General features: G+C 62.5%; 16 protein-coding genes, 1 tRNA gene and 2 pseudogenes. 8 read left to right on the top strand and 11 right to left on the bottom strand.

Translation table 11 applies throughout. From position 1 onward, the window contains the following. Window positions 1-7: 7 nt before the first annotated feature. On the bottom strand, window positions 8-1096 hold the full coding sequence (locus ACZY0R_RS14730) for a hypothetical protein (protein WP_488859094.1): 1089 nt from the start codon (window positions 1094-1096) through the stop codon (window positions 8-10). Window positions 1097-1146: 50 nt separating this feature from the next. Here ACZY0R_RS14730 and ACZY0R_RS14725 point away from each other — a divergent pair. Both ACZY0R_RS14725 and ACZY0R_RS14720 read left to right on the top strand, forming a co-directional pair. After that, a pseudogene (locus ACZY0R_RS14725) lies at window positions 1147-1362 on the top strand (aldehyde dehydrogenase family protein); the annotation flags it as partial. A 455-nt stretch (window positions 1363-1817) separates the two neighbouring features. Then, a complete protein-coding gene (locus ACZY0R_RS14720; protein ID WP_488859093.1) occupies window positions 1818-2621 on the top strand; it encodes an NAD-binding protein in 804 nt (267 codons plus the stop codon). A gap of 75 nt (window positions 2622-2696) precedes the next feature. On the opposite strand, the pseudogene ACZY0R_RS14715 reads toward ACZY0R_RS14720, so the two are convergent. Continuing rightward, window positions 2697-3000: pseudogene (locus ACZY0R_RS14715) on the bottom strand (hypothetical protein); the annotation flags it as partial. Between the two features lie 170 nt (window positions 3001-3170). On the opposite strand from ACZY0R_RS14715, the gene ACZY0R_RS14710 reads away from it, so the two are divergent. The 4 genes from ACZY0R_RS14710 (at window position 3171) to ACZY0R_RS14695 (ending at window position 5938) form a co-directional block, all read left to right on the top strand. Beyond that, window positions 3171-4400 carry a DUF4382 domain-containing protein gene (locus ACZY0R_RS14710; RefSeq protein WP_488859091.1) on the top strand — a complete coding sequence of 410 codons (1230 nt, stop codon included), beginning with the start codon at window positions 3171-3173 and terminating at the stop codon, window positions 4398-4400. Between the two features lie 55 nt (window positions 4401-4455). After that, on the top strand, window positions 4456-4617 hold the full coding sequence (locus ACZY0R_RS14705; RefSeq protein WP_488859089.1) for a hypothetical protein: 162 nt from the start codon (window positions 4456-4458) through the stop codon (window positions 4615-4617). Window positions 4618-4664: 47 nt separating this feature from the next. Beyond that, on the top strand, window positions 4665-4946 hold the full coding sequence (locus ACZY0R_RS14700) for a hypothetical protein (protein ID WP_488859087.1): 282 nt from the start codon (window positions 4665-4667) through the stop codon (window positions 4944-4946). Window positions 4947-5431: 485 nt separating this feature from the next. Further along, window positions 5432-5938: a lipocalin-like domain-containing protein gene (locus ACZY0R_RS14695; protein ID WP_488859086.1), complete on the top strand. Its 507-nt coding sequence runs from the start codon at window positions 5432-5434 to the stop codon at window positions 5936-5938. 234 nt (window positions 5939-6172) lie between these two features. Here the strand turns inward: ACZY0R_RS14695 and ACZY0R_RS14690 are convergent, their stop codons facing one another. The 5 genes from ACZY0R_RS14690 to ACZY0R_RS14670 form a co-directional block, all read right to left on the bottom strand. Next, window positions 6173-7144 carry a quinone oxidoreductase family protein gene (locus tag ACZY0R_RS14690; protein ID WP_488859085.1) on the bottom strand — a complete coding sequence of 324 codons (972 nt, stop codon included), beginning with the start codon at window positions 7142-7144 and terminating at the stop codon, window positions 6173-6175. Window positions 7145-7280: 136 nt separating this feature from the next. Further along, window positions 7281-8273 carry a Bug family tripartite tricarboxylate transporter substrate binding protein gene (locus tag ACZY0R_RS14685; RefSeq protein WP_488859084.1) on the bottom strand — a complete coding sequence of 331 codons (993 nt, stop codon included), beginning with the start codon at window positions 8271-8273 and terminating at the stop codon, window positions 7281-7283. A 41-nt stretch (window positions 8274-8314) separates the two neighbouring features. Continuing rightward, a complete protein-coding gene (locus ACZY0R_RS14680) occupies window positions 8315-9373 on the bottom strand; it encodes a beta-keto acid cleavage family enzyme (RefSeq protein ID WP_488859083.1) in 1059 nt (352 codons plus the stop codon). A gap of 56 nt (window positions 9374-9429) precedes the next feature. Further along, entirely contained in the window at window positions 9430-10278 is an 849-nt protein-coding gene (locus ACZY0R_RS14675) for a TauD/TfdA dioxygenase family protein (RefSeq protein ID WP_488859082.1), read from the bottom strand. A gap of 155 nt (window positions 10279-10433) precedes the next feature. Next, window positions 10434-11033, bottom strand: coding sequence for an RBBP9/YdeN family alpha/beta hydrolase (locus tag ACZY0R_RS14670; protein ID WP_488859080.1), 600 nt, complete (start codon window positions 11031-11033; stop codon window positions 10434-10436). A 213-nt stretch (window positions 11034-11246) separates the two neighbouring features. Between ACZY0R_RS14670 and ACZY0R_RS14665 the strand changes: the two genes are divergently transcribed. Both ACZY0R_RS14665 and ACZY0R_RS14660 read left to right on the top strand, forming a co-directional pair. Further along, window positions 11247-12284: an AraC family transcriptional regulator gene (locus tag ACZY0R_RS14665; RefSeq protein WP_488859079.1), complete on the top strand. Its 1038-nt coding sequence runs from the start codon at window positions 11247-11249 to the stop codon at window positions 12282-12284. A gap of 165 nt (window positions 12285-12449) precedes the next feature. Beyond that, window positions 12450-13502 carry a phytoene/squalene synthase family protein gene (locus ACZY0R_RS14660; RefSeq protein WP_488859078.1) on the top strand — a complete coding sequence of 351 codons (1053 nt, stop codon included), beginning with the start codon at window positions 12450-12452 and terminating at the stop codon, window positions 13500-13502. Between the two features lie 44 nt (window positions 13503-13546). On the opposite strand, the gene ACZY0R_RS14655 is transcribed toward ACZY0R_RS14660, so the two are convergent. The 4 genes from ACZY0R_RS14655 to ACZY0R_RS14640 all read right to left on the bottom strand — a co-directional run bounded on the left by ACZY0R_RS14655 (window position 13547) and on the right by ACZY0R_RS14640 (window position 18270). Further along, window positions 13547-14989 (bottom strand): amidase, encoded by a 1443-nt coding sequence (locus ACZY0R_RS14655; protein WP_488859076.1) that lies wholly within the window; start codon window positions 14987-14989, stop codon window positions 13547-13549. A gap of 70 nt (window positions 14990-15059) precedes the next feature. After that, a complete protein-coding gene (locus tag ACZY0R_RS14650) occupies window positions 15060-15557 on the bottom strand; it encodes a MarR family winged helix-turn-helix transcriptional regulator (RefSeq protein WP_488859074.1) in 498 nt (165 codons plus the stop codon). Window positions 15558-15730: 173 nt separating this feature from the next. Further along, window positions 15731-15817 (bottom strand) — tRNA-Leu (locus ACZY0R_RS14645). Window positions 15818-16032: 215 nt separating this feature from the next. After that, entirely contained in the window at window positions 16033-18270 is a 2238-nt protein-coding gene (locus tag ACZY0R_RS14640; protein WP_488859073.1) for an NADP-dependent isocitrate dehydrogenase, read from the bottom strand. Window positions 18271-18306 lie beyond the last annotated feature (36 nt).

Genomic DNA, 18306 nt, shown 5'->3' with positions numbered 1-18306 from the left:
GGCAGCCTTAACGCCGGCCGGTGACAGGAATCGTCAGCACCGGCGCTGCGGAGCTGACCCCCGCCGGTGCGCCTGCCAGCAGTTGCAGGACTGTGAACCATTGCTTGCTTAACTGGTCGTCGCCGTCGATGTAGTACCACCTGCCTCGATATTGCGTTGCTACCCGCGCATCAGCTGGCGGAGCGCTTCCCGAACGAATTCGCAAGTCACCGGCTGCCGGGCCAGGAGCAGGTTGACGGGCCACGCCCGACGTGTCAGGGGCCAAGTCGATAGTGGCGCCTGCTATTCGAATCATGTCGAACAGCGATCGCGTCTCGATGGCAATGCTGCCCGGATCCGGCGAGCCGACGGAGAGCTGGACGGGAATCGTGACGTCGTCGCCGGCAAGCACTGGAGACTTCACGCCGAGCAACGAAAGCAGCTTCGCGACCTCACGAGTGTTATCTGGCGAATAGCTGTGTATCACCAATCCATAGCCACTCTGACTGCCCGCGAGTTGCACCCAGTAGAGCACCCCGCGCCGCTGCAGGAGGCTTGCGGTGGCTACGACCTGCTCGAACCGAGGGTCGACGATGAGTAGCGGTGGATCTGGAAAATCAGGGTTGCGCAAGTTGTTAATGCGCCTGACGATCATATTCCAGACCTGCTCCGGCGTGGCCGCGCTGTTCAGCATCAGGAAAGTGCGCTCCATCGTCGTTTCCGCGCCGAGATGCCGTAGGAGTTCGTCGCCCGCGAGAGGTGCGTAGGAGATGGTGGGATTCTGCTCCGTCGTGAGCATGCCGGCAAACGGAACGAGGTTGCCAGCGTAGTTGCTCGCCGGCCCGAAGCCCGCCTGCACTGTCGCCGAAGCAGTGACTGAAACGTTTGCGGTCACTGAAGCCACCGTAAGAAAGCCTACACTGTCATAGAATCGCGTTCTCACGATGTTCTGCAGGAGTTGCTCGTCCCCGGTGGCGAGTATCGCGGTATTGTAGGCCGGTCGGCCGGCGCGGATCATGTCTGGCCCGACCCAATTCGTGCATCCAGAAACGAGTGCCGCGCCGGCGCAGGCAAGAGCGAGTCTTGCATTGCGACGAGACTTGCCAATGCTGAACATGTCTCCTCCGCATAGCGTGGCGAACCGCGCCAGATTATTCTTCGTAGTTTATATCCAACGATACCGAATTCGGCTCGGCCGCCGGCATCTGCTCGTAGTCGCTCAAGCACGTGCGGCACTTCAAGCGGCACGCCCAGGCTGGCACGGCCACGGTAAATGTGCCCACGGCGGGTGTCGACAACCACGTGCCTTTCGTCGGCCGCAAGTGTTCCCGCCTGGGCGCGCGCGAGCAAGGCAGCTACGCTGCCTGCTTCCACAACCGCGTATATCGCTGGCCGACCTTTCTGCTGGCAGATCCTTGCCTGAGGACCAGGGAGAGGCCATCCATGCAGGACAACTCCGGCAAGCTTGACGGTCGTGTACCCGAAATCGCGATCTCGAGTGTCGTGCGGCACTGCAGCATACCGTTCGCCTCGGGCTTACCAGATAATCCCTCATGAATGGCTTATCCTGAAGGATGCATATTCTTCACAGACAAGTACGAGAAGTGATACCGAGGTGTCGTAAGTACTGGCAAGCCCTGTTCAGGTCTTCGCATCAGCTCAGAGATTTTTCGGTCGATTGAAGTGCTTACAAAGTGCGCCACGAGGCGCTCGACACGACGAACGAATGACGATGAATCTTCGTGTGTCCTTCGCAGAAAACTGCAGGTAAAACGGCGAGCAACGTAACGCAGACCCGCAGACCCCTTTGATCATTTCCTTAACAGTTTAGGGGGTAAATGATGTGGCTATATCGGGTCGATGAACCTCACCTTGGCGCGTTGCGAATACGCGAATGGCGCCGTCGTGTGCGCCATACGATCGGCTTGCTGATCCTGTTGCTCGTTGGCGCCGTCGTGGGGCTGGCGCTGCTTGATCGATCGAACGCACCGACCGGCACCAAACTGTTTGCGGCCTTGTGGGACGGCATGAACCTTGTCACCACGCTCGGCGACTTCTCCGAATTCGATGAGCAAAGAAAGGTGTTCATGCTGGTGGCCATGGTTGCGACAATGCTGGTCGGCGGCTACGCAGTGACAAGGCTTACAGGCATGCTGTCAGGCGACGACGTGATGGCCTATCGCGAGAACAGGGCGATGGAACGCAAGCTAGAAAAGCTCGCCAACCATGTCGTCGTGGTTGGCTTCGATTCGCTCGGTGAGTTGGTGGCGGGACAACTGCGCGAGGCAGGCGAGACAGTACTGGTCTTGGTCGCGGATCGGGGCACGGCCGAACGAGCGTGTGCTCATGAGTATATGGCCCTACTTGGCCCACCTGGTGTGTTCGACGACGTGCTCAGGCTCGCGCGGCTTGATTGTGCCAAAGCGCTTGTCGTAGCTACCCACGACGCCGACAATAAGCTGACTGTCACATTGATGGCTCACACACTCAATCCTGCGCTCGCTATCGCCGCGGCCGGCGAGAATGACTTACGAAAAGCCCTACTTGAGAGCGCCGGCGCGTCGGACGTCGTGATCGGGGACGAGCTCATCGCGAATGCGCTTGTGAGCAAGCTCTTTACCCGTGTGGACGCGAGGATATGAATCCGGCAAGGGCTCGGCTGCACGGGCAGCGCAATCGGACCAGTGCTCCGGTCTCTCTACATCATTTGTTGGCGGCTATCCGCAGCGCGTGCCGTTCACGCGTGATGCCGATCCATTTGGCGTTGCCATATCGTTGGCCACCTTTGCACGGCTGCCCACGCGCAGATTACCCAAATTCTGCTGCGTGGACTGTTGCCAGGCGACCATCGGCCAGCCGCACGTTGACACGGTAGACGATCTGGGTGCCGGTGCGTCTTTCGATCTGGTTGCGCGCCACAGCACCGGTGACCGTGCCCAGCAAGCCTGGAACTTCCTGTTGCTTATTCACCGGCTCGATTGATTCGACGCGACCATAAAGCGCCGAATTTGGCTGCACCTGGCAGATCGATTTCTGGAACGCGCAATTGGTTTTAGACATAACATTGTCTTGTTGTCTGGCGCCTGTTGCAATTCTTCCTTGCGTCAGCCGGACATTAACAAAGTTTTACAACGAGACTGAGCGAACCAAACTATGCTCGCCAAGCCAACGATTTCCGAGGGGGACATATCATGAACACCACAACAATCATCTCATCGCCATTGCGACTTCTTGCATTGAGCAGTGCACTCGCTCTTGCTGCCTGCGGCGGCGGAGGCGACGGCTCATCGAACAGCAACACCAGCAACGGCACCACCAGCAGTACCGGCACCTTGAGTGTGTCGATGACCGATGCACCCGCCTGTGGCTTTGATCATGTCTTTGTCACGGTCGACAAAGTTCGGGTCCACACTGATCCCAACGCAGACACCAACGGCACCGGCTGGGTCGACGTCACTGTGAGCCCGGCACGGCGAATTGATCTGCTGTCGCTTACAAATGGCGTACTCACCACTCTCGGTCAGACTCCGCTTCCGGCAGGCACCTACCAACAGATCCGCCTGGTGCTCGTGGCCAATGGTGCCGGCGCGCTTGCCAATTCGGTGGTACCCACTGGCGCTGCCGAGCAAGCGCTCGACACACCCAGCGCCGTCCAGTCCGGCATCAAGATCAACCGCCCCTTCACCGTGGCCCCTGATACGTTGACCGATCTGGTGCTGGACTTCGATGCTTGCAAGTCGATCGTCACACGCGGCAACAAGACCTATGGGCTCAAGCCGGTGGTTACCGCTTTGCCAACGGTGGTGAGCGGCGCTGTCACTGGTGTGGTGGCCTCTGCGCCAGGCGCCCAGGTATTTGCTGAACGCAATGGCGTCGTGGTCAAGGCGACCGTGGCTGACGCCAGCGGCAACTTCACGCTGTCGCCGATCGAGCAGAGCAGTACCGCCGGCAATGTGGACGTTGTGGTTGTGCCAACCTCGGCCACCGGGCGCGGCACCGGCATCGTGCGGGGCGTGCCGGTCGTGGCGCGCGGCAGCACTGCCGTCGCGACGGCTGCTGCACCGCTCAGCCTGCCGGCCTCAACGTTCGGCAGGGTCTCCGGGACGATCACTCCCGCCACTGCAGCGGGAACGGTCCGTGCCTTGCAGCAGACTGGCGGCGCCACCTTCGAGATTGCCGCCACCGTGGCGGCGTCGGATTCGGGCGCCTACAGCTTGTTCCTGGCGCAGCCGGCATTGCCGCTGGCTGGACCTGCGGTTGGCACATACCAGACCCCCCTGCCGGCTGGGGGGATCCCGCTCACGCAGGATGGCACTGTGGCCGGCAAGTACAGTATCCAGGCTACGAGTGCCAGCGGGTCGGTCATCACTCAGCCGGTCACCGTGACCACAACGGGCGTGTCCCAGAACTTCGCATTCTGACGCTCGGGTGCCACGGCCGCACCGACACTCAAACCCGATAAGAGAGTAGCCATAGATGAAATTACTATTCGGAGCCGTGCTGACCGCCACGCTCATGGCCGGCTGCGCCGTCTACACACCCGGCGCGGCCGTTGTTGTCCCGGCCGGGGTGGTCGTCGACTCGGGGCCGGGTCCCGGCTTCTGCCCGCCCGGGCAGGCAAAGAAAGGGCGTTGCTGAGCACGCAGCGTGCTTCTTTTGAACAACATCGAGCATAGGAGAATCGCATGAATAAGATCCACCTGTTTTCCCTGATCGCAACTTCCATCCTGGCGGCCACCCCGGTAGCCACTCACGCGCAGCCTGGCGGCGGCATGGGCGGGGCGGCTCGAGCCGGCGGTGATCTCGGTGGCCGCTCGGTCAGTCACATCAGTAGCCGTGGCCTGATCAATAGCAATGGCCCAAATGCGGGAGACCGGGACAAGGGGCGATCGCGCGCCGAGGATCGCAGCGAAATGCGCGCGGGTGAGCGGCACGGGAAGGTGCATTCGAGCCACAGCAAACATTAGCCACCGATGGCCTCCGCTGTGGGGCGGCGGCCATCGCCCAAAAAAGGCCGGCATTAGGCGCACAAGCCGAGGCCGGCCTTCTTCAGAACTTCTTGTTAGCGGCTAGCTTGCGACCACCCTGTTTCAATGCGAGATGCGACGGGCGAAAGTTCTGATCCATTAGTTGCAACGGGGCGAAGGGTACCAAAGCTAATTTCAGGACGGCAGCATCCCTAACCGTTTGCGGCGTCCCGGAGTCGACACTCGCCGGCTGTCGGCGCGGTGCCGACGCAAAACCCCCCTCTCCGCCGAGGCGAACCTTTACCTGTGCCTGGCAGGAGCCGCAGTTCCAACGTGCGCAAGCGAACAGACGTCCAAGGACTCGGCGGCACTATGTGCGTGTGCGCAGCCTCTGCCCTGTATGAGGCGGCGGGACCAATCATTGCCCATTGCCCGCGGCACGGGGGCGCTGGGAACGAGTCATCCATTGACCCTGGAGGAGTCGAATGAACAGCATCCTTGGGAAGTGCTCTGCAATGGTGGCGATATTGCTGGGCATGGCGCTCCCAGCGACTGGCGCGTTTGCTCAGGAAGCCTACGACATAGTCGGAACGTGGACGCTTGTCTCATCCGTTCTCGATAAGGACGGAAAGAAGATCGATCAGTTCGGTCCAGGCGCGAAAGGGATGATGATTCTGGATGCCCAAGGTCGGTTTATGCTAACCATCATTGGGGCGGACCTTCCAAAATTCACCTCCGGTAATCGCGCTGCTGGTTCGCCGGAGGAAAACAAGGCGGTAATCGGCAAGAGCGTTGCCCTCTTTGGCACCTACGCCTTAAATCCGGAAGGGAAGAGCCTCACTCTCAATATCGATAAATCGACCTTTCCAAACTGGGACGCAACCGAGCAGAAGCGCTCCGTGGTCGCGCTCAGCCGAGACGATCTTCAATACATGACTGCGCAAGCGTCCGGGGGCGGCTCCGCGACGGTAACCTGGAAGCGCGCAAGATAGACGGGCGTAATGGCGAATGCTAGGGATCGGTTCCGATCGACCTGGATTGGGGAGCTATAAGGAACGGCCGTTCATGGCCGATTCTGTCCGCACGGACTTCCATCAAAAGTCAAGATCGGGACAATCCGATCCGCGGCGTTTGCGGAAGCAAGCGCCGAGATGGCGGTGACAAAGCGATATCGTCTTCGTCACGCCATCTCAGGCGATCGCTTCTACAACGTGACAATGCCTCTGTCAGGGCACCAGGACGGTGGACCCTACTGTCTTGCGCGACTCGAGCGCCCGATGCGCGTCGGCGGCATCGGCCAGGGCAAAGGTCTGCTGGGGTTCGCTCGCGACGCTGCCGGCCAGCACGTGGTCGAACAATTCCCTGGCCATGTCCAGCATGTGTGCACGCGGCTGGATATAGTGCATCATGGCGGGCCGCGTGAACCAGATCGATCCCTTCACGGCCAGCATCTGGGAGTCGACAATCACCGCTCCCGACGAGGTGCCGTTGCTGATCAGCGAGCCCCGCGGCTGCAGGCAGTCCAGTGAGGCTTCCAGCGTGTCCTTGCCCACCGAGTCATAGACCACCGGAACACCCTTGCCGTCGGTGATCTCCTTGACGCGCTGCACGATGTTCTCGCGCGAAGTCACGATGGTGTGCGCACAGCCGTTGGCCTTGGCGATCGCGGCCTTCTCGTCGGTACTCACGGTTCCGATCATGGTGACGCCCATCGCCCGCGCCCACTGGCATGCGATCAGCCCCACGCCACCCGCAGCCGCATGGTAGAGGATGGTCTCGCCACCCTGGAGCGGGTAGACCTGACGGAACAGGTATTGCGCCGTCATGCCCTTCATCATCAGCGTGGCGGCGGTGCGGTCGGAGATGCCATCGGGCAGCGGAATCAGCACCGCGGCCGGCATCACGCGCACCTGGGAGTAAGCGCCCTGCGGCCCGATCAGGTAGCCAACGCGGTCACCCACGCGGATGTCCGTCACGCCGGAACCCACGGCCTCGACCACACCGACCGCGTCGGAGCCCAGCCCGTTGGGCAGCGCCAGCGGGTAGCGGCCGGTGCGGAAATAGATATCGATGAAGTTCAGCGCGATGTAGCTGTGGCGCACGCGGGCCTCGCCGGGCCCGGGCTCGCCGACCTCGACGTCCTCGAACTTCAGCACTTCCGGGCCGCCGGTTTCGTAGAAGCGAATGGCTTTTGACATGCTTGTATTCCTGTGTATGTTCTGAGGGGTCCCATGCGGCCGACTCAGTTGGTCGCTGACAGTCCGGCGATGGGTTCGTGGCCGGGCCAGGCACTGAATGCATCAACACGCCGGAGGCATGGCCGGGCCCGATCGCTCATTGGTTGAACTTGATGTTGTACACCTTGACGATCTGCGCATTGCGCTCGTACTCGGCATGCGTCACTTTGGCCAGCGCTTCGGGGTTCTCGCTGACCATCGGAGAGAAGCTGAGCCCCATCAGCTTCTCGCGTACTTTTGGCGTCGAGGCCACCTTGGTTACCACGGCATTGATCCTGTTCACGATGTCGTCGGGCACCTTGGCCGATACGATGACGCCCACCCAGTTCGAGAAATCGATGATCTCGGGGAAGCCCTGCTCCGCCATCGTTGGCACATCGGGCAGTTGCGCCAGCCGCGTCGTCGTCCCGACGCCGAAGGCCTTGAGCTTGCCTGCCTTGATCAGGGGCAGCGAGGTCACGGCACCGTCGAACATGATGTCGACCTGGCCGCCCATCACGTTCTGCAGCGCGGGTGGCGAGCCCGGGAAGGGCACGTGCTGCAGGTCCAGCCTGGACTTGTTGGCAAAGATGGCGCCTGCGTAGTGCGAGCTGGTTCCCGCGGTGTAGGACGCATAGCTTCCCTGGCCACCCTTGGCGGTCTTGAGGTAGCCGATCAACCCTTTCAGGTCCTTGGCCGGCACCGTCGGCGTTGCCACCAGCACCATGGCAGAGCGAGCCACCATCGTCACCGGCTTCACGTCCTTGACCGGATCGAAGCCCGTCTTCATCACCAGCGGAATTTCGGTCAGGATGTTGCTTGCAATGACCATGATCGTTTGGCCATCCGGCGGCGCGAGATTCAGTCCCTGCACACCGATGGCGCCGCCGGCGCCCGGCTTGTTGTCGACGATCACCGGTTGGCCGATCTCGGTCGAGATGGCCTCGGACAGCACCCGCGCCACGACGTCCATCGTGCCACCGGCGGGCGCCGGCACCACGACCCTGACCGGCTTTTGCGACCATGCGTTTGCCGCCAGAGGCGCCGCGCACAGGGCGAAGGCGACCCCGAGAAGCGTCGCGCGCTGGCGGTACTTGGTTGCTTGCTTCATCCTTTGTCTCCTTGTTGTTGTTAGCCAGGGCGTGGCGGCGCTCAGGCGACCTTGCGCAGGTGGCCCTGCTGGCGACCGATGCGGTTTGGCGCGAAGCCGTTGGCCGCCAGGGACTCCTCCACGGTGTCGTAGAACACGCCGATCTTGGAAATCTCGCGCGCCTGCTGCGCAGTGGCGATCGGACGGCCGAACTCGCGTGAAATGCGCACCAGTTGCTCGACCTGCTGGACCGTGCTGAACTTCTTGGTGCGCTGCTGGTTCCAGAGGTTGTCCTCGATGCCGCAGCGCACATGCAGGCCCATGGCGATGCCCATCATGTTGATCGGCAGCACGTTGAGCACGGAGCTTTCCACCGTCAGCACCGCCCCATCGGGCACGGCGCGCACAATGTTGGCCATGTTGTAGATGTTGGGCGCGTCCATGCCGCCGCTGATGGCCACCCAGTTCATGACCAGCGGGCCTTTGTAGATGCCCCTGCGCATCAGGCGCTCGACCGACTCGAAGCTGTTGATGTTGTAGCACTGGAAAGCGCTTTGGATGCCGGCGGCCGACAGGCGGCGGATGTGCTCCTCGACCCAGCCAGGCTGCGAGGGCACCGTCATTTCCTTGTAAGCCTGAAAGGTGGCCGGATCTTCCATCGACGTGCCGCGCAGGTCTTCGTAATCGAAGTGCTCCAGCACATTCATCTGCGAGGTGTTCACGGTCACTGTGACCTGGTCGGGCTTGGGATCGAGATCGGCGAGCATGTGGCGCGTATCGTCGGATAGCCACTTGGCGGCAGCGCCATCGGTCTCCGGCGCGAAGGAGATCGAGCCACCCACCTGGATGATCATCTCGGGCACGGCCTTGCGCACGCCGGCGACCAGTTCGTTGAATTTGGACAGCCGCTTGGAGCCGCGACCATCGAGTTCGCGTACGTGCAGGTGCAGCACCGTGGCACCGGCGTTGTAGCAGTCCACCGCCTTCTGGATCTGCGCCTCCATCGTCACCGGGATGTCCTCGGGAAAGTCAGAGGGGACATAGGACGGCGCGTAGGGCGCGGCCGTGATGATGAGCGGCTGCTGGTTTTCGGGGAACAGGTGTCCGTCGAGAAAGTTCATGGCGTGTCTCCTGGGTGGGAAAAGCAGAAAGGCGATAGGGTTGGCGGAACTGAGGATCAGAACACCTTGTCGCCGACGATGCCGGCGCGCTCCATCTTGCGATGGCAGGGCGGGTAGTCCATCACGGCGTAGTGCTGCGTCGAGCGGTTGTCCCAGATGGCGATGCTGTTTGGCTTCCAGCGCCAGCGCACCTGGTACTCGGGGATCAAGGCCTGGCCGATCAGGTACTGCAGCAGAGCCGATCCGCCTTGCGTGAAGTCCTGGCCGTAGCGCACGTTGGCCGACGTGTGGAAGTTCGTGAAATGAGTGGCGAAGCCGTTGACGAACAGCACCTTCTCGCCGGTCTCGGGATGGGTGCGCACCACAGGATGCTCGGCATCCGGGTACTGGGCCTTGAGTGCCAGGCGTTTCTCAATCGGCATGGCCGCACCGAACGTGGCTTCGATGCTGTGCCGCGCACGCAGGCCGGCGATCTGGATCTTGACCTGGTCGGGCAGTTTGTCGTAGGCCAGCGCCATATTGGCCCACATGGTGTCGCCGCCCACCGGCGGGCACTCCACGCAGCGCAGCACGCAGCCCATTGGCGGCGACTCGCGCCAGGTGGCGTCGCAGTGCCAGCCGTTCTCGTAGCGGTCGTTGGGGGCGTCCGGCGACTTGTAGATGCGCACCAGGCCCGGGTGATCCGGGTCGCTGCCGACCACGGGGTGGTCCTCGAGTTCGCCGAAGCGGCGCGCGAAGCCCACATGCTCAGCGCGCGTGATGTCCTGGTCGCGCAGGAACAGCACCTTGTGCCTGAGCAGCGCGGCCCTGATCTCGGCGAACAGGCCATCGTCGTGCACGGCGTCCGCCAGGTTCACGTTCACGAGCTCGGCACCTATGGCGCACGTCAACGGTTCGATATGCATGGCTTGTCTCCTTGTTTTTTTTGTTCAGATCACCAGGACGGACGATCCCGTGGTCTTGCGGGACTCGAGGTCGCGGTGAGCATGGCCGCTACATGCGGCGCGTAGCGCTGGTCGGGCCGCTCTTGCGTTGAGAGCTGCCGCTGATGCTTGCTTGGTCAGTGGTACAACGTGGACTCGGCGCTGCTCGAGAGGCGCCCTGCCTCAAGCCGCTCGATCAACTGCGTGGCCATCGGCCAGGGGCCATAGCCAGATGCCGGGTTCAGATGACCGACCTCGCCCAGGTCCACCGTGTCACTGCCCCAGGCCTGCGCGAGTTCGATCACCCTCGGCAGTTCGCCCAGCGGATCGTTCTGGCTGGTAGCAACCAGGCTGGGAAACGGAAGCCGCTGGCGTGGGACCGGGAGCCAGCCGTTGGCGTGGATCGCGGAAAGTGTCGGGTAGCCTTCCGGCATGGGGCGTTCAAAGTCGGGCGGACACGCCAGCAATGCGCCCTTGATGCGTGCCGCGTGTGCGGTTGTCAGGGCCCAGTGGGCAAGCATGATGCAGCCCCCGCTGTGGGCGACCAGCAGTACAGGACCGCCAATGTCTGCCACCGCCTGCTCAATTGCCGCGACACGGCGATAGCAGTCCAGGTTTTCGCGCCCCATTGGCGGCACTGTGCGGGCATTGGGCAGTCGCTCGGCCAGCAATGTCTGCCAATGCTCGGCAACCTGGTCACGCAGGCCGGGGACGATAAGCACTGTGGATGTTGTCATGATCGAATTCGATTTGAGGTGATGCTGCGACTCGGGTCTGTCAACAGCTCGGTTTTGCGCATGAGGTCCGGCGTAAAGACTGAAGCCACGCTGCGCTCCATTGACCTCGCCCCGCCGGGCATCGGGGATCAGATCCACATCCGAAGACTATCGCTGCAAGATCCAATGTGATGTATTATTTGGGACATTCGATGTCTAAATTGGGACATTCCCATGCCCGGTTACACGCCCTTGATCCGAAGCGCCAGTCTTACCGGCTACACGGAACTGGCGCGCCACCATGGACTCAACCCTGAGGCGATGCTGCGCAAGGTGGGGTTGAGTCCCCGGAGCCTTCTCGATCCCGATATGCCGGTCAGTACCATGGCGGTACGCCGGCTGCTTGAGGACAGTGCTTTGATGGCAGGCGTGGAAGACTTCGGCCTGCAACTGGCCATGGACCGGCGGCTGGCCAACCTGGGCCCGATCAGTTTCGTGATGCGCGAAGCGCCGAATGCCCGGCAGGCGCTGGACAACCTGTGTCGCTATATGCGCCTGATCAATGCGTCGCTGTTGACTCGCATCGAAGACTTTGGCGACGCCGTATTGATTCGTGAAGAGATCCTGGCCACCGGCAAGCACCCGGTGCGGCAGTCCATTGAAATGGCCGTGGGCGTGCTATACCGCACGATCCAGGAACTATTGGGGCCAACCTGGCGCCCCCGAAGCGTCTGTTTCGAGCATCGTCAACCGCACGGTGCCACGTGTCACAAAGCGCTGTTCGGCTCGGCGGTTGAGTTCAATGCAAGTTTCAATGGCATCGTCTGTGCCGCAAAGGACCTCGCCGCGCCCATGCCGGCCAATGACTACCGCATGACGCCATATGTCCGTCGCTTTCTCGATCAGGCCCTGTCTGGATCCAATGAAAGTGCGACGCACACCGTTCGGCAGGTTGTGGTTGCCATGTTGCCTGGGGGCAGGTGTACATCGGACCAGGTGGCAAAGCACCTTGGCGTGGATCGCCGGACTTTGCATCGCCATCTCGCTGCGGAAGGCACGGGCTTTTTGTCGCTGCTCCAGTCGGTCCGAGCTGAACTCGCCTCCCGCCAGATCCTCGACAGCGATCGCTCCCTCGCCGAACTCGCCGATCTGCTCGGCTTCTCAAGTCCCAGCGCTTTCGCTTTCTGGTTCAGAAAACACTTTGGCATGACGGTTTCGAGCTGGAAGCAAACTTCACAGGCTGCCGCAAATGCACCGCCGCAACGTGGCTGATCTGTGCCCCTCACTGTCACCTCCACACCGAGGTCGCAGAGAGTCGATGAGAAAAAGCATTAATCCGCCTTGGATGGCCACTCGCTACGCATCACCGCCGCGGCATCGTTGCCGGATACAATTCGGCAGCGCCTGACCTGTCCAATACCGACCTGACCCCAATCCATGCCTAACCCCACCCGGGCCTTCCTCCTCGGCCCGCTACTGAAAGGCGTTTCACGTTCTTTCTACCTGACGCTGCGCGTGCTGCCCGCCGGGATGCGCGATCCCGTTGGCCTGGCGTATCTGCTGGCTCGCGCCGCGGACACGATCGCCGACACTTCGCTCATTCCGCCGCGGCAACGGCTGGATCTGCTCCTGTCGCTGCGTGATCGGGTCAACGGCGCCGCGGACGACGGGACGTTCCTGCGACGCATGGCGGTGGAAGTCGCGGGGCAGCAGACGCAGTCGGACGAGAAGGTCCTGCTCGAGTCGCTGGGGCCCGCGCTGTCGATATTGTCCCAGTTGAGCGAGTCCGACCGGGAGGCGGTGCGCGAGATCGTGACGACCCTGACGACGGGCATGGAGTTTGATCTCCGTACCTTCCCCGACGAATGCTCCGGGCAGATCGTCGCGCTTCGCGAACCGGAACAGCTTGACCGGTACACCTACCTGGTTGCGGGGTGCGTGGGGGAATTCTGGACCAAGATGACCTATGCGCACATGCCGGGGACACTCAAGGGTAGCCCGGAGACCATGCTGCACCGTGGCGTGCGCTTCGGAAAGGCACTGCAGTTGACGAACGTCCTGCGTGACTGCTGCAAGGACCTGCGCATCGGCCGTTGCTATCTGCCAGCCACGCTGCTGGACCGGTTTGGATTAACGCCGCAAGATCTCTTGCTGCCGGCCAACGCCCTGCGCGCCCAACCCATCCTGTTCGAGCTGATCCGCGAAACGCTGGATCACTTCCGGGAGGCGGTTGAATACACGCTCGCCATCCCGGCGTTCTCCATCCGGTTGCGGCTGGCGTGCCTGTGGCCGGTCCTCATCGGCCTGGAAACCCTGCTGCTGCTCGTCAATAACGACGATTGGCTCGACCCCGGAAAAGTCTCCAAGGTACGACGCAACAAGGTGTACCAGATCGTGGCGGCATCAGTGCCGCTGGTGGTCTCCGACAAACTGCTGCGTACCTGGGTTGACGGGCTGACCGGAAAGATCGAAGCCCGGTTGGGTAGCTGACGGGACGCCGCCTCACCGGGCGACGTCCTCGCTGCCCGACGCGCTCAGGCTGCCGTCCGCGGCGGTTGCGGCCAGGGCCGTTGCGCGGGACGCATCTCCTCCCAGGCCCTGGCCATCTGCAGGACGCCCAGATCGTCGAAACGCCGTCCGGCAATCTGCAGGCCGATGGGCATGCCATCCGCTGCGTACCCGCAATTGACGGATGCCGCGGGCTGCTCGGAGAAGTTGTAGACGATCGTGAAGCTTGCCTGGTGAATCGGTTCGACGCCCTCGTATTCCACATGCGTCTGTTCCGCGCCAAACGCAGGCTGCGGGAAAACGGGCGAGAGCACATAGTCGAAATCGCGCGTGGCGGCCACGGTCGCCGCGCGCAGCGCCAGGCCTTGGGCGTGTGCCTTGTATAGCTGCTCGGCGCTGACCTCCTGGCTCTTTTGCACCGCCCACTGGATGGCTGGCGACGCCTTGCCGCGCCGCGCTTCGGGCAGCGCGGAAAGGTCCATGCGTGTGCGCATGGACCAGAAGCGGCTAACGCCTTCGAGCATGCCCGGCTCGATCCACGGCCGGATCGGTTCGACGACCGCGCCGGCCGCTTCGAACGCCCTGGCCGCCCTCTCCACCGCTTCGCGCACATCCGGATCGAGCGCGATGCCGCAGTCGAGCTCAAGCCACAAGCCGATACGCAGGCCCTTGAGGCTGCGATCCAGCCGGTTCCACTCAATAGCCTGGTAGGGCAAGCTCATATGGTCGCGCGCATCGGGCTGCGACAGCACGCGCATCATGAGCGCGGCATCCGCCACGGTGCGCGTCATCGGACCGGCAACGCGCGCCGCATAAGGCGGATCGATCGGAATGCGGCCAAGGCTCGGCTTGAGCCCGAATATGCCGCAAAAACCGGCCGGCCCGCGCACCGAGCCACCGATGTCCGTGCCGACATGCAGGGGACCATAGCCGGCCGCCGCTGCCGCACCCGCGCCCGAACTGGAGCCGCCCGTATTCCGGCTGAGGTCCCATGGATTGCGCGTCAGGGGGTGAAAGCTGGACATGGCCGCGCCAAGCATGCCGAGGTCCGGCATCGTGGTCTTGCAGAGGAACACAGCCCCGGCTTCACGCAAGCGCGCCGCCGGGGGCGCATCCTTCGCGGCCGGGACCAACTCGGTCGCGGCGCAGCCCAGCGGGACGGGTACCCCTTGCGTGGCGATGTTCTCCTTGATCGTCACCGGCACGCCGTCCAGCGCCCCTTGCGGCGCGCCGCGCTGCCAGCGCGCCTCGGACTCGCGTGCCATCGCCAGCGCGCGCTGCGTGTCGAGGGCATAGGCCGCATGGATATGCGGCTCCCATGCTTCCATTTGCGACAGCACGGCCTGGGTCACCTCCACTGGCGATAACGCCTTGCGGGCATAGAGGTCGAGCAGCGTCGTGGCGCTCAGTGCATTGAGGGCAGTTGCCTCGTTTGCCTCGTTTGTCTCGTTTGTCTCGTTTATTGTCATTGGGTCATCTCTGGGTGAAGGTCCATCAGCCGGCACCGGATTCGCAACCCCGGCACGGGGAACGAAGAATCTATGCGGCCCGCTTGGGCTTGACCCTGGCCGCCCCCTCCCCGCCGGCGTCCCTCGCGCGATACTCGAGCGTATCCGTCAGCTTGTCGATGCAGCGATTGAAAGTCTTGAGCTCCGCCTCGGTCAGCGTGGCCAGCAATGCCTTCTCCAGCGTATTGCCGCGCTCGTAGGTTCGCTTCACCATGCTCTCGCCCTCCGCGCTCAGGAACAGATTGATCTGCCGGGCATCGAGTTCGCCGATCTGCCGGCTCAGCAGCCCTTGCCGCACCAGCGCGCTGACCAGCTTCGACACCTGTGTCTTTTCGAGCAAGGAGAGTTCGATGAGCCGGCTCAGGGTCAGCCCCGGCTCCAGCGCAACCAGGCGAAGCACGCGCAGGTCCCGCACCGTGACGCCGAACTCGTTTTCGTAGAACTGCGAACCCGCCGCCTTGCTCAGCTCGCTCAGCCGATCGAGCCGGAACGACAGGTATTCGAGGATGGGGTGATCGGAGGATGGCATGCCACGCTTCGGAGAATTAGTCGATATCGACAACAGATTCTCGTTGCAATAGTTTCTTCGTGCAACTAAGCACAAATACCTAGGCCTTTGCCTTGACGCGGCAAGGGGTCGCATTTCGCCGCGAAGCACAAAGCAAAAGGCCTGCACGAATGCAGGCCTTTTGCTTTCTATCTTGGTGCCCAGGAGAGGACTCGAACCTCCACAGTGTTGCCACCGCTAGGACCTGAACCTAGTGCGTCTACCAATTTCGCCACCTGGGCTAGGTGAGGAGGCGCATTCTACCTAACGGATCGGAATTTGCAAGTGCTCCGCATAGCGAACCGGAAGAAAAATATCGCCTTATCCCGAAGCGCATTGTGCAACTGCTGCCATCAACGGGACGATCAACAACATACCTCCCGGCCATGGGCCGGAAGGGAGCGGTCAGGGAGAGCGCACGTACAACCCGCCCCGACCGGGAAGCAGCGGAACTTCCTTAAGCCTGCGCAGCCGCCAGCGCCGCGTTCAGCGTCTTGCTCGGGCGCATTACGGCATCCAGCTTCGCGAAGTCGGGCTTGTAGTAACCGCCGATGTCGGCTTCCTTGCCTTGCACGGCCGACAGTTCCGCCACGATGGCCTGCTCGTCGTCGGTCAGTTGCTTGGCCAGCGGCGCGAACTGCGCGGCCAGGGCCGCATCGTCGGTTTGCGCCGCCAGTTGCTGGGCCCAGTACATGGCCAGGTAGAACTGGCTGCCGCGGTTGTCCAGTTGCCCGGTCTTGGGCGACGGGTTCTTGTTGTTCTCCAGCAGCTGGCCGGTGGCGGCATCCAGCGTCTTGGCCAGGATCTTGGCCTTGGCGTTGTTGGTCTTGATGCCCAGGTCTTCCAGCGACACGGCCAGCGCCAGGAATTCACCCAGCGAGTCCCAGCGCAGGTGGTTTTCTTCCACCAGTTGCTTGACGTGCTTGGGCGCGGAACCGCCCGCACCGGTTTCGTACATGCCGCCACCGGCCATCAGCGGGACGATGGAGAGCATCTTGGCGCTGGTGCCCAGTTCCATGATGGGGAACAGGTCGGTCAGGTAGTCGCGCAGGATGTTGCCGGTGACCGAGATGGTATCCAGGCCGCGGATGACGCGTTCCAGCGTGTAGCGCATGGCGCGCACCTGCGACATGATCTGGATGTCCAGGCCGGTGGTGTCGTGGTCCTTCAGGTAGGTCTCGACCTTCTTGATCATCTCGGCTTCGTGCGGACGGTACGGGTCCAGCCAGAAGATCGCCGGCATGCCGGAGTTGCGGGCGCGGGTAACGGCCAGCTTGACCCAGTCGCGGATCGGCGCGTCCTTGACCTGGCACATGCGCCAGATGTCGCCCTCTTCCACGTTCTGCACCAGCAGCACGTCGCCGGTGGCGATGTCGACGATGCGGGCTTCGCCGGCTTCGGGCACTTCAAAGGTCTTGTCGTGCGAGCCGTATTCCTCGGCCTGCTGGGCCATCAGGCCGACGTTGGGCACGGTGCCCATGGTGACCGGGTCGAAGTTGCCGTTGGTCTTGCAGAAATTGATGATTTCCTGGTAGATGCGAGCGAACGTGCTTTCCGGGATCACGGCCTTGGTGTCCTTCGGGCGGCCATCGGCGCCCCACATCTTGCCGCCGATGCGGATCATGGCCGGCATCGAGGCGTCCACGATCACGTCGTTGGGGGCGTGCAGGTTGGAGATGCCCTTGGCCGAATCCACCATCGCCAGTTCCGGGCGATGCTCGTGGCAGGCGTGCATGTCGCGAATGATTTCTTCGCGCTTGGAGCTGGGCAGGCTTTCCAGCTTGTCGTACAGGTTGACCAGGCCGTTGTTGACGTTCACGCCCAGTTCTTCGAACAGCGCGCCGTGCTTGGCAAAGGCTTCCTTGTAGAAGATCTTCACGGCGTGGCCGAACACGATGGGGTGCGAGACCTTCATCATCGTGGCCTTCACGTGCAGCGACAGCATGACGCCGGTCTTGCGCGCGTCTTCCATCTGCTCTTCGTAGAAGTCGCACAGCGCCTTCTTGCTCATGAACATGCTGTCGATGATCTCGCCGTCCAGCAGCGAAACCTTGGGCTTCAGCACGATGGTCTTGCCGCTCTTGGTGACCAGCTCCATCTTCACGTCGCGGGCGCGGTCCAGGGTCATGGACTTTTCACCGTGGTAGAAGTCGCCGTGCTTCATGTGCGCCACGTGGGTACGCGAAGCCATGCTCCACTCGCCCATGCTGTGCGGGTTCTTGCGGGCGTAGTTCTTCACGGCGGCCGGTGCGCGGCGATCCGAGTTGCCTTCGCGCAGCACGGGGTTCACGGCGCTGCCCAGGCACTTGGAGTAGCGCTGGCGGATGGCCTTCTCGGCATCGGTCTTCGGGTCTTCCGGGAAGTCAGGCACGTTGTAGCCCTTGGCCTGGAGTTCCTTGATGGCGCCGACCAGCTGGTGCACCGAAGCACTGATGTTGGGCAGCTTGATGATGTTGGTGTCCGGCAGCAGGGTCAGGCGGCCCAGTTCGGCCAGGTTGTCCGGGACGCGCTGCGCTTCGGTCAGGAATTCCGGGAATTCGCCCAGGATACGGCCCGCCACCGAAATATCGCTGGTGGTGACGTCGATCCCGGCCGGCGCGGTAAAGGTGCGGATGATCGGCAGGAAGGCGCTGGTCGCCAGCAGCGGCGCCTCGTCGGTCAGCGTGTAGATGATGGTGGGTTGCTGGGTACTCATTGCTTCTCTCAGGGTCAAGAAATGGGTTGGAGAACG

Source organism: Cupriavidus sp. F041, from assembly GCF_057814235.1.
Note: the sequence above shows the minus strand (reverse complement) of the source record. Positions and strands in the feature narration are given on the sequence as shown.

What these genes read in the sequence shown, in the direction of transcription:
- ACZY0R_RS14705 (WP_488859089.1), top strand. Translation starts at nt 4,456, where the DNA reads ATGAAATTACTATTCGGAGCCGTGCTGACCGCCACGCTCATGGCCGGC.
- ACZY0R_RS14660 (WP_488859078.1), top strand. Translation starts at nt 12,450, where the DNA reads ATGCCTAACCCCACCCGGGCCTTCCTCCTCGGCCCGCTACTGAAAGGC.
- ACZY0R_RS14685 (WP_488859084.1), bottom strand. Translation starts at nt 8,273, where the DNA reads ATGAAGCAAGCAACCAAGTACCGCCAGCGCGCGACGCTTCTCGGGGTC.
- ACZY0R_RS14680 (WP_488859083.1), bottom strand. Translation starts at nt 9,373, where the DNA reads ATGAACTTTCTCGACGGACACCTGTTCCCCGAAAACCAGCAGCCGCTC.
- ACZY0R_RS14695 (WP_488859086.1), top strand. Translation starts at nt 5,432, where the DNA reads ATGAACAGCATCCTTGGGAAGTGCTCTGCAATGGTGGCGATATTGCTG.
- ACZY0R_RS14675 (WP_488859082.1), bottom strand. Translation starts at nt 10,278, where the DNA reads ATGCATATCGAACCGTTGACGTGCGCCATAGGTGCCGAGCTCGTGAAC.
- ACZY0R_RS14730 (WP_488859094.1), bottom strand. Translation starts at nt 1,096, where the DNA reads ATGTTCAGCATTGGCAAGTCTCGTCGCAATGCAAGACTCGCTCTTGCC.
- ACZY0R_RS14650 (WP_488859074.1), bottom strand. Translation starts at nt 15,557, where the DNA reads ATGCCATCCTCCGATCACCCCATCCTCGAATACCTGTCGTTCCGGCTC.
- ACZY0R_RS14700 (WP_488859087.1), top strand. Translation starts at nt 4,665, where the DNA reads ATGAATAAGATCCACCTGTTTTCCCTGATCGCAACTTCCATCCTGGCG.
- ACZY0R_RS14720 (WP_488859093.1), top strand. Translation starts at nt 1,818, where the DNA reads ATGATGTGGCTATATCGGGTCGATGAACCTCACCTTGGCGCGTTGCGA.
- ACZY0R_RS14665 (WP_488859079.1), top strand. Translation starts at nt 11,247, where the DNA reads ATGCCCGGTTACACGCCCTTGATCCGAAGCGCCAGTCTTACCGGCTAC.
- ACZY0R_RS14710 (WP_488859091.1), top strand. Translation starts at nt 3,171, where the DNA reads ATGAACACCACAACAATCATCTCATCGCCATTGCGACTTCTTGCATTG.
- ACZY0R_RS14640 (WP_488859073.1), bottom strand. Translation starts at nt 18,270, where the DNA reads ATGAGTACCCAGCAACCCACCATCATCTACACGCTGACCGACGAGGCG.
- ACZY0R_RS14690 (WP_488859085.1), bottom strand. Translation starts at nt 7,144, where the DNA reads ATGTCAAAAGCCATTCGCTTCTACGAAACCGGCGGCCCGGAAGTGCTG.
- ACZY0R_RS14655 (WP_488859076.1), bottom strand. Translation starts at nt 14,989, where the DNA reads ATGACAATAAACGAGACAAACGAGACAAACGAGGCAAACGAGGCAACT.
- ACZY0R_RS14670 (WP_488859080.1), bottom strand. Translation starts at nt 11,033, where the DNA reads ATGACAACATCCACAGTGCTTATCGTCCCCGGCCTGCGTGACCAGGTT.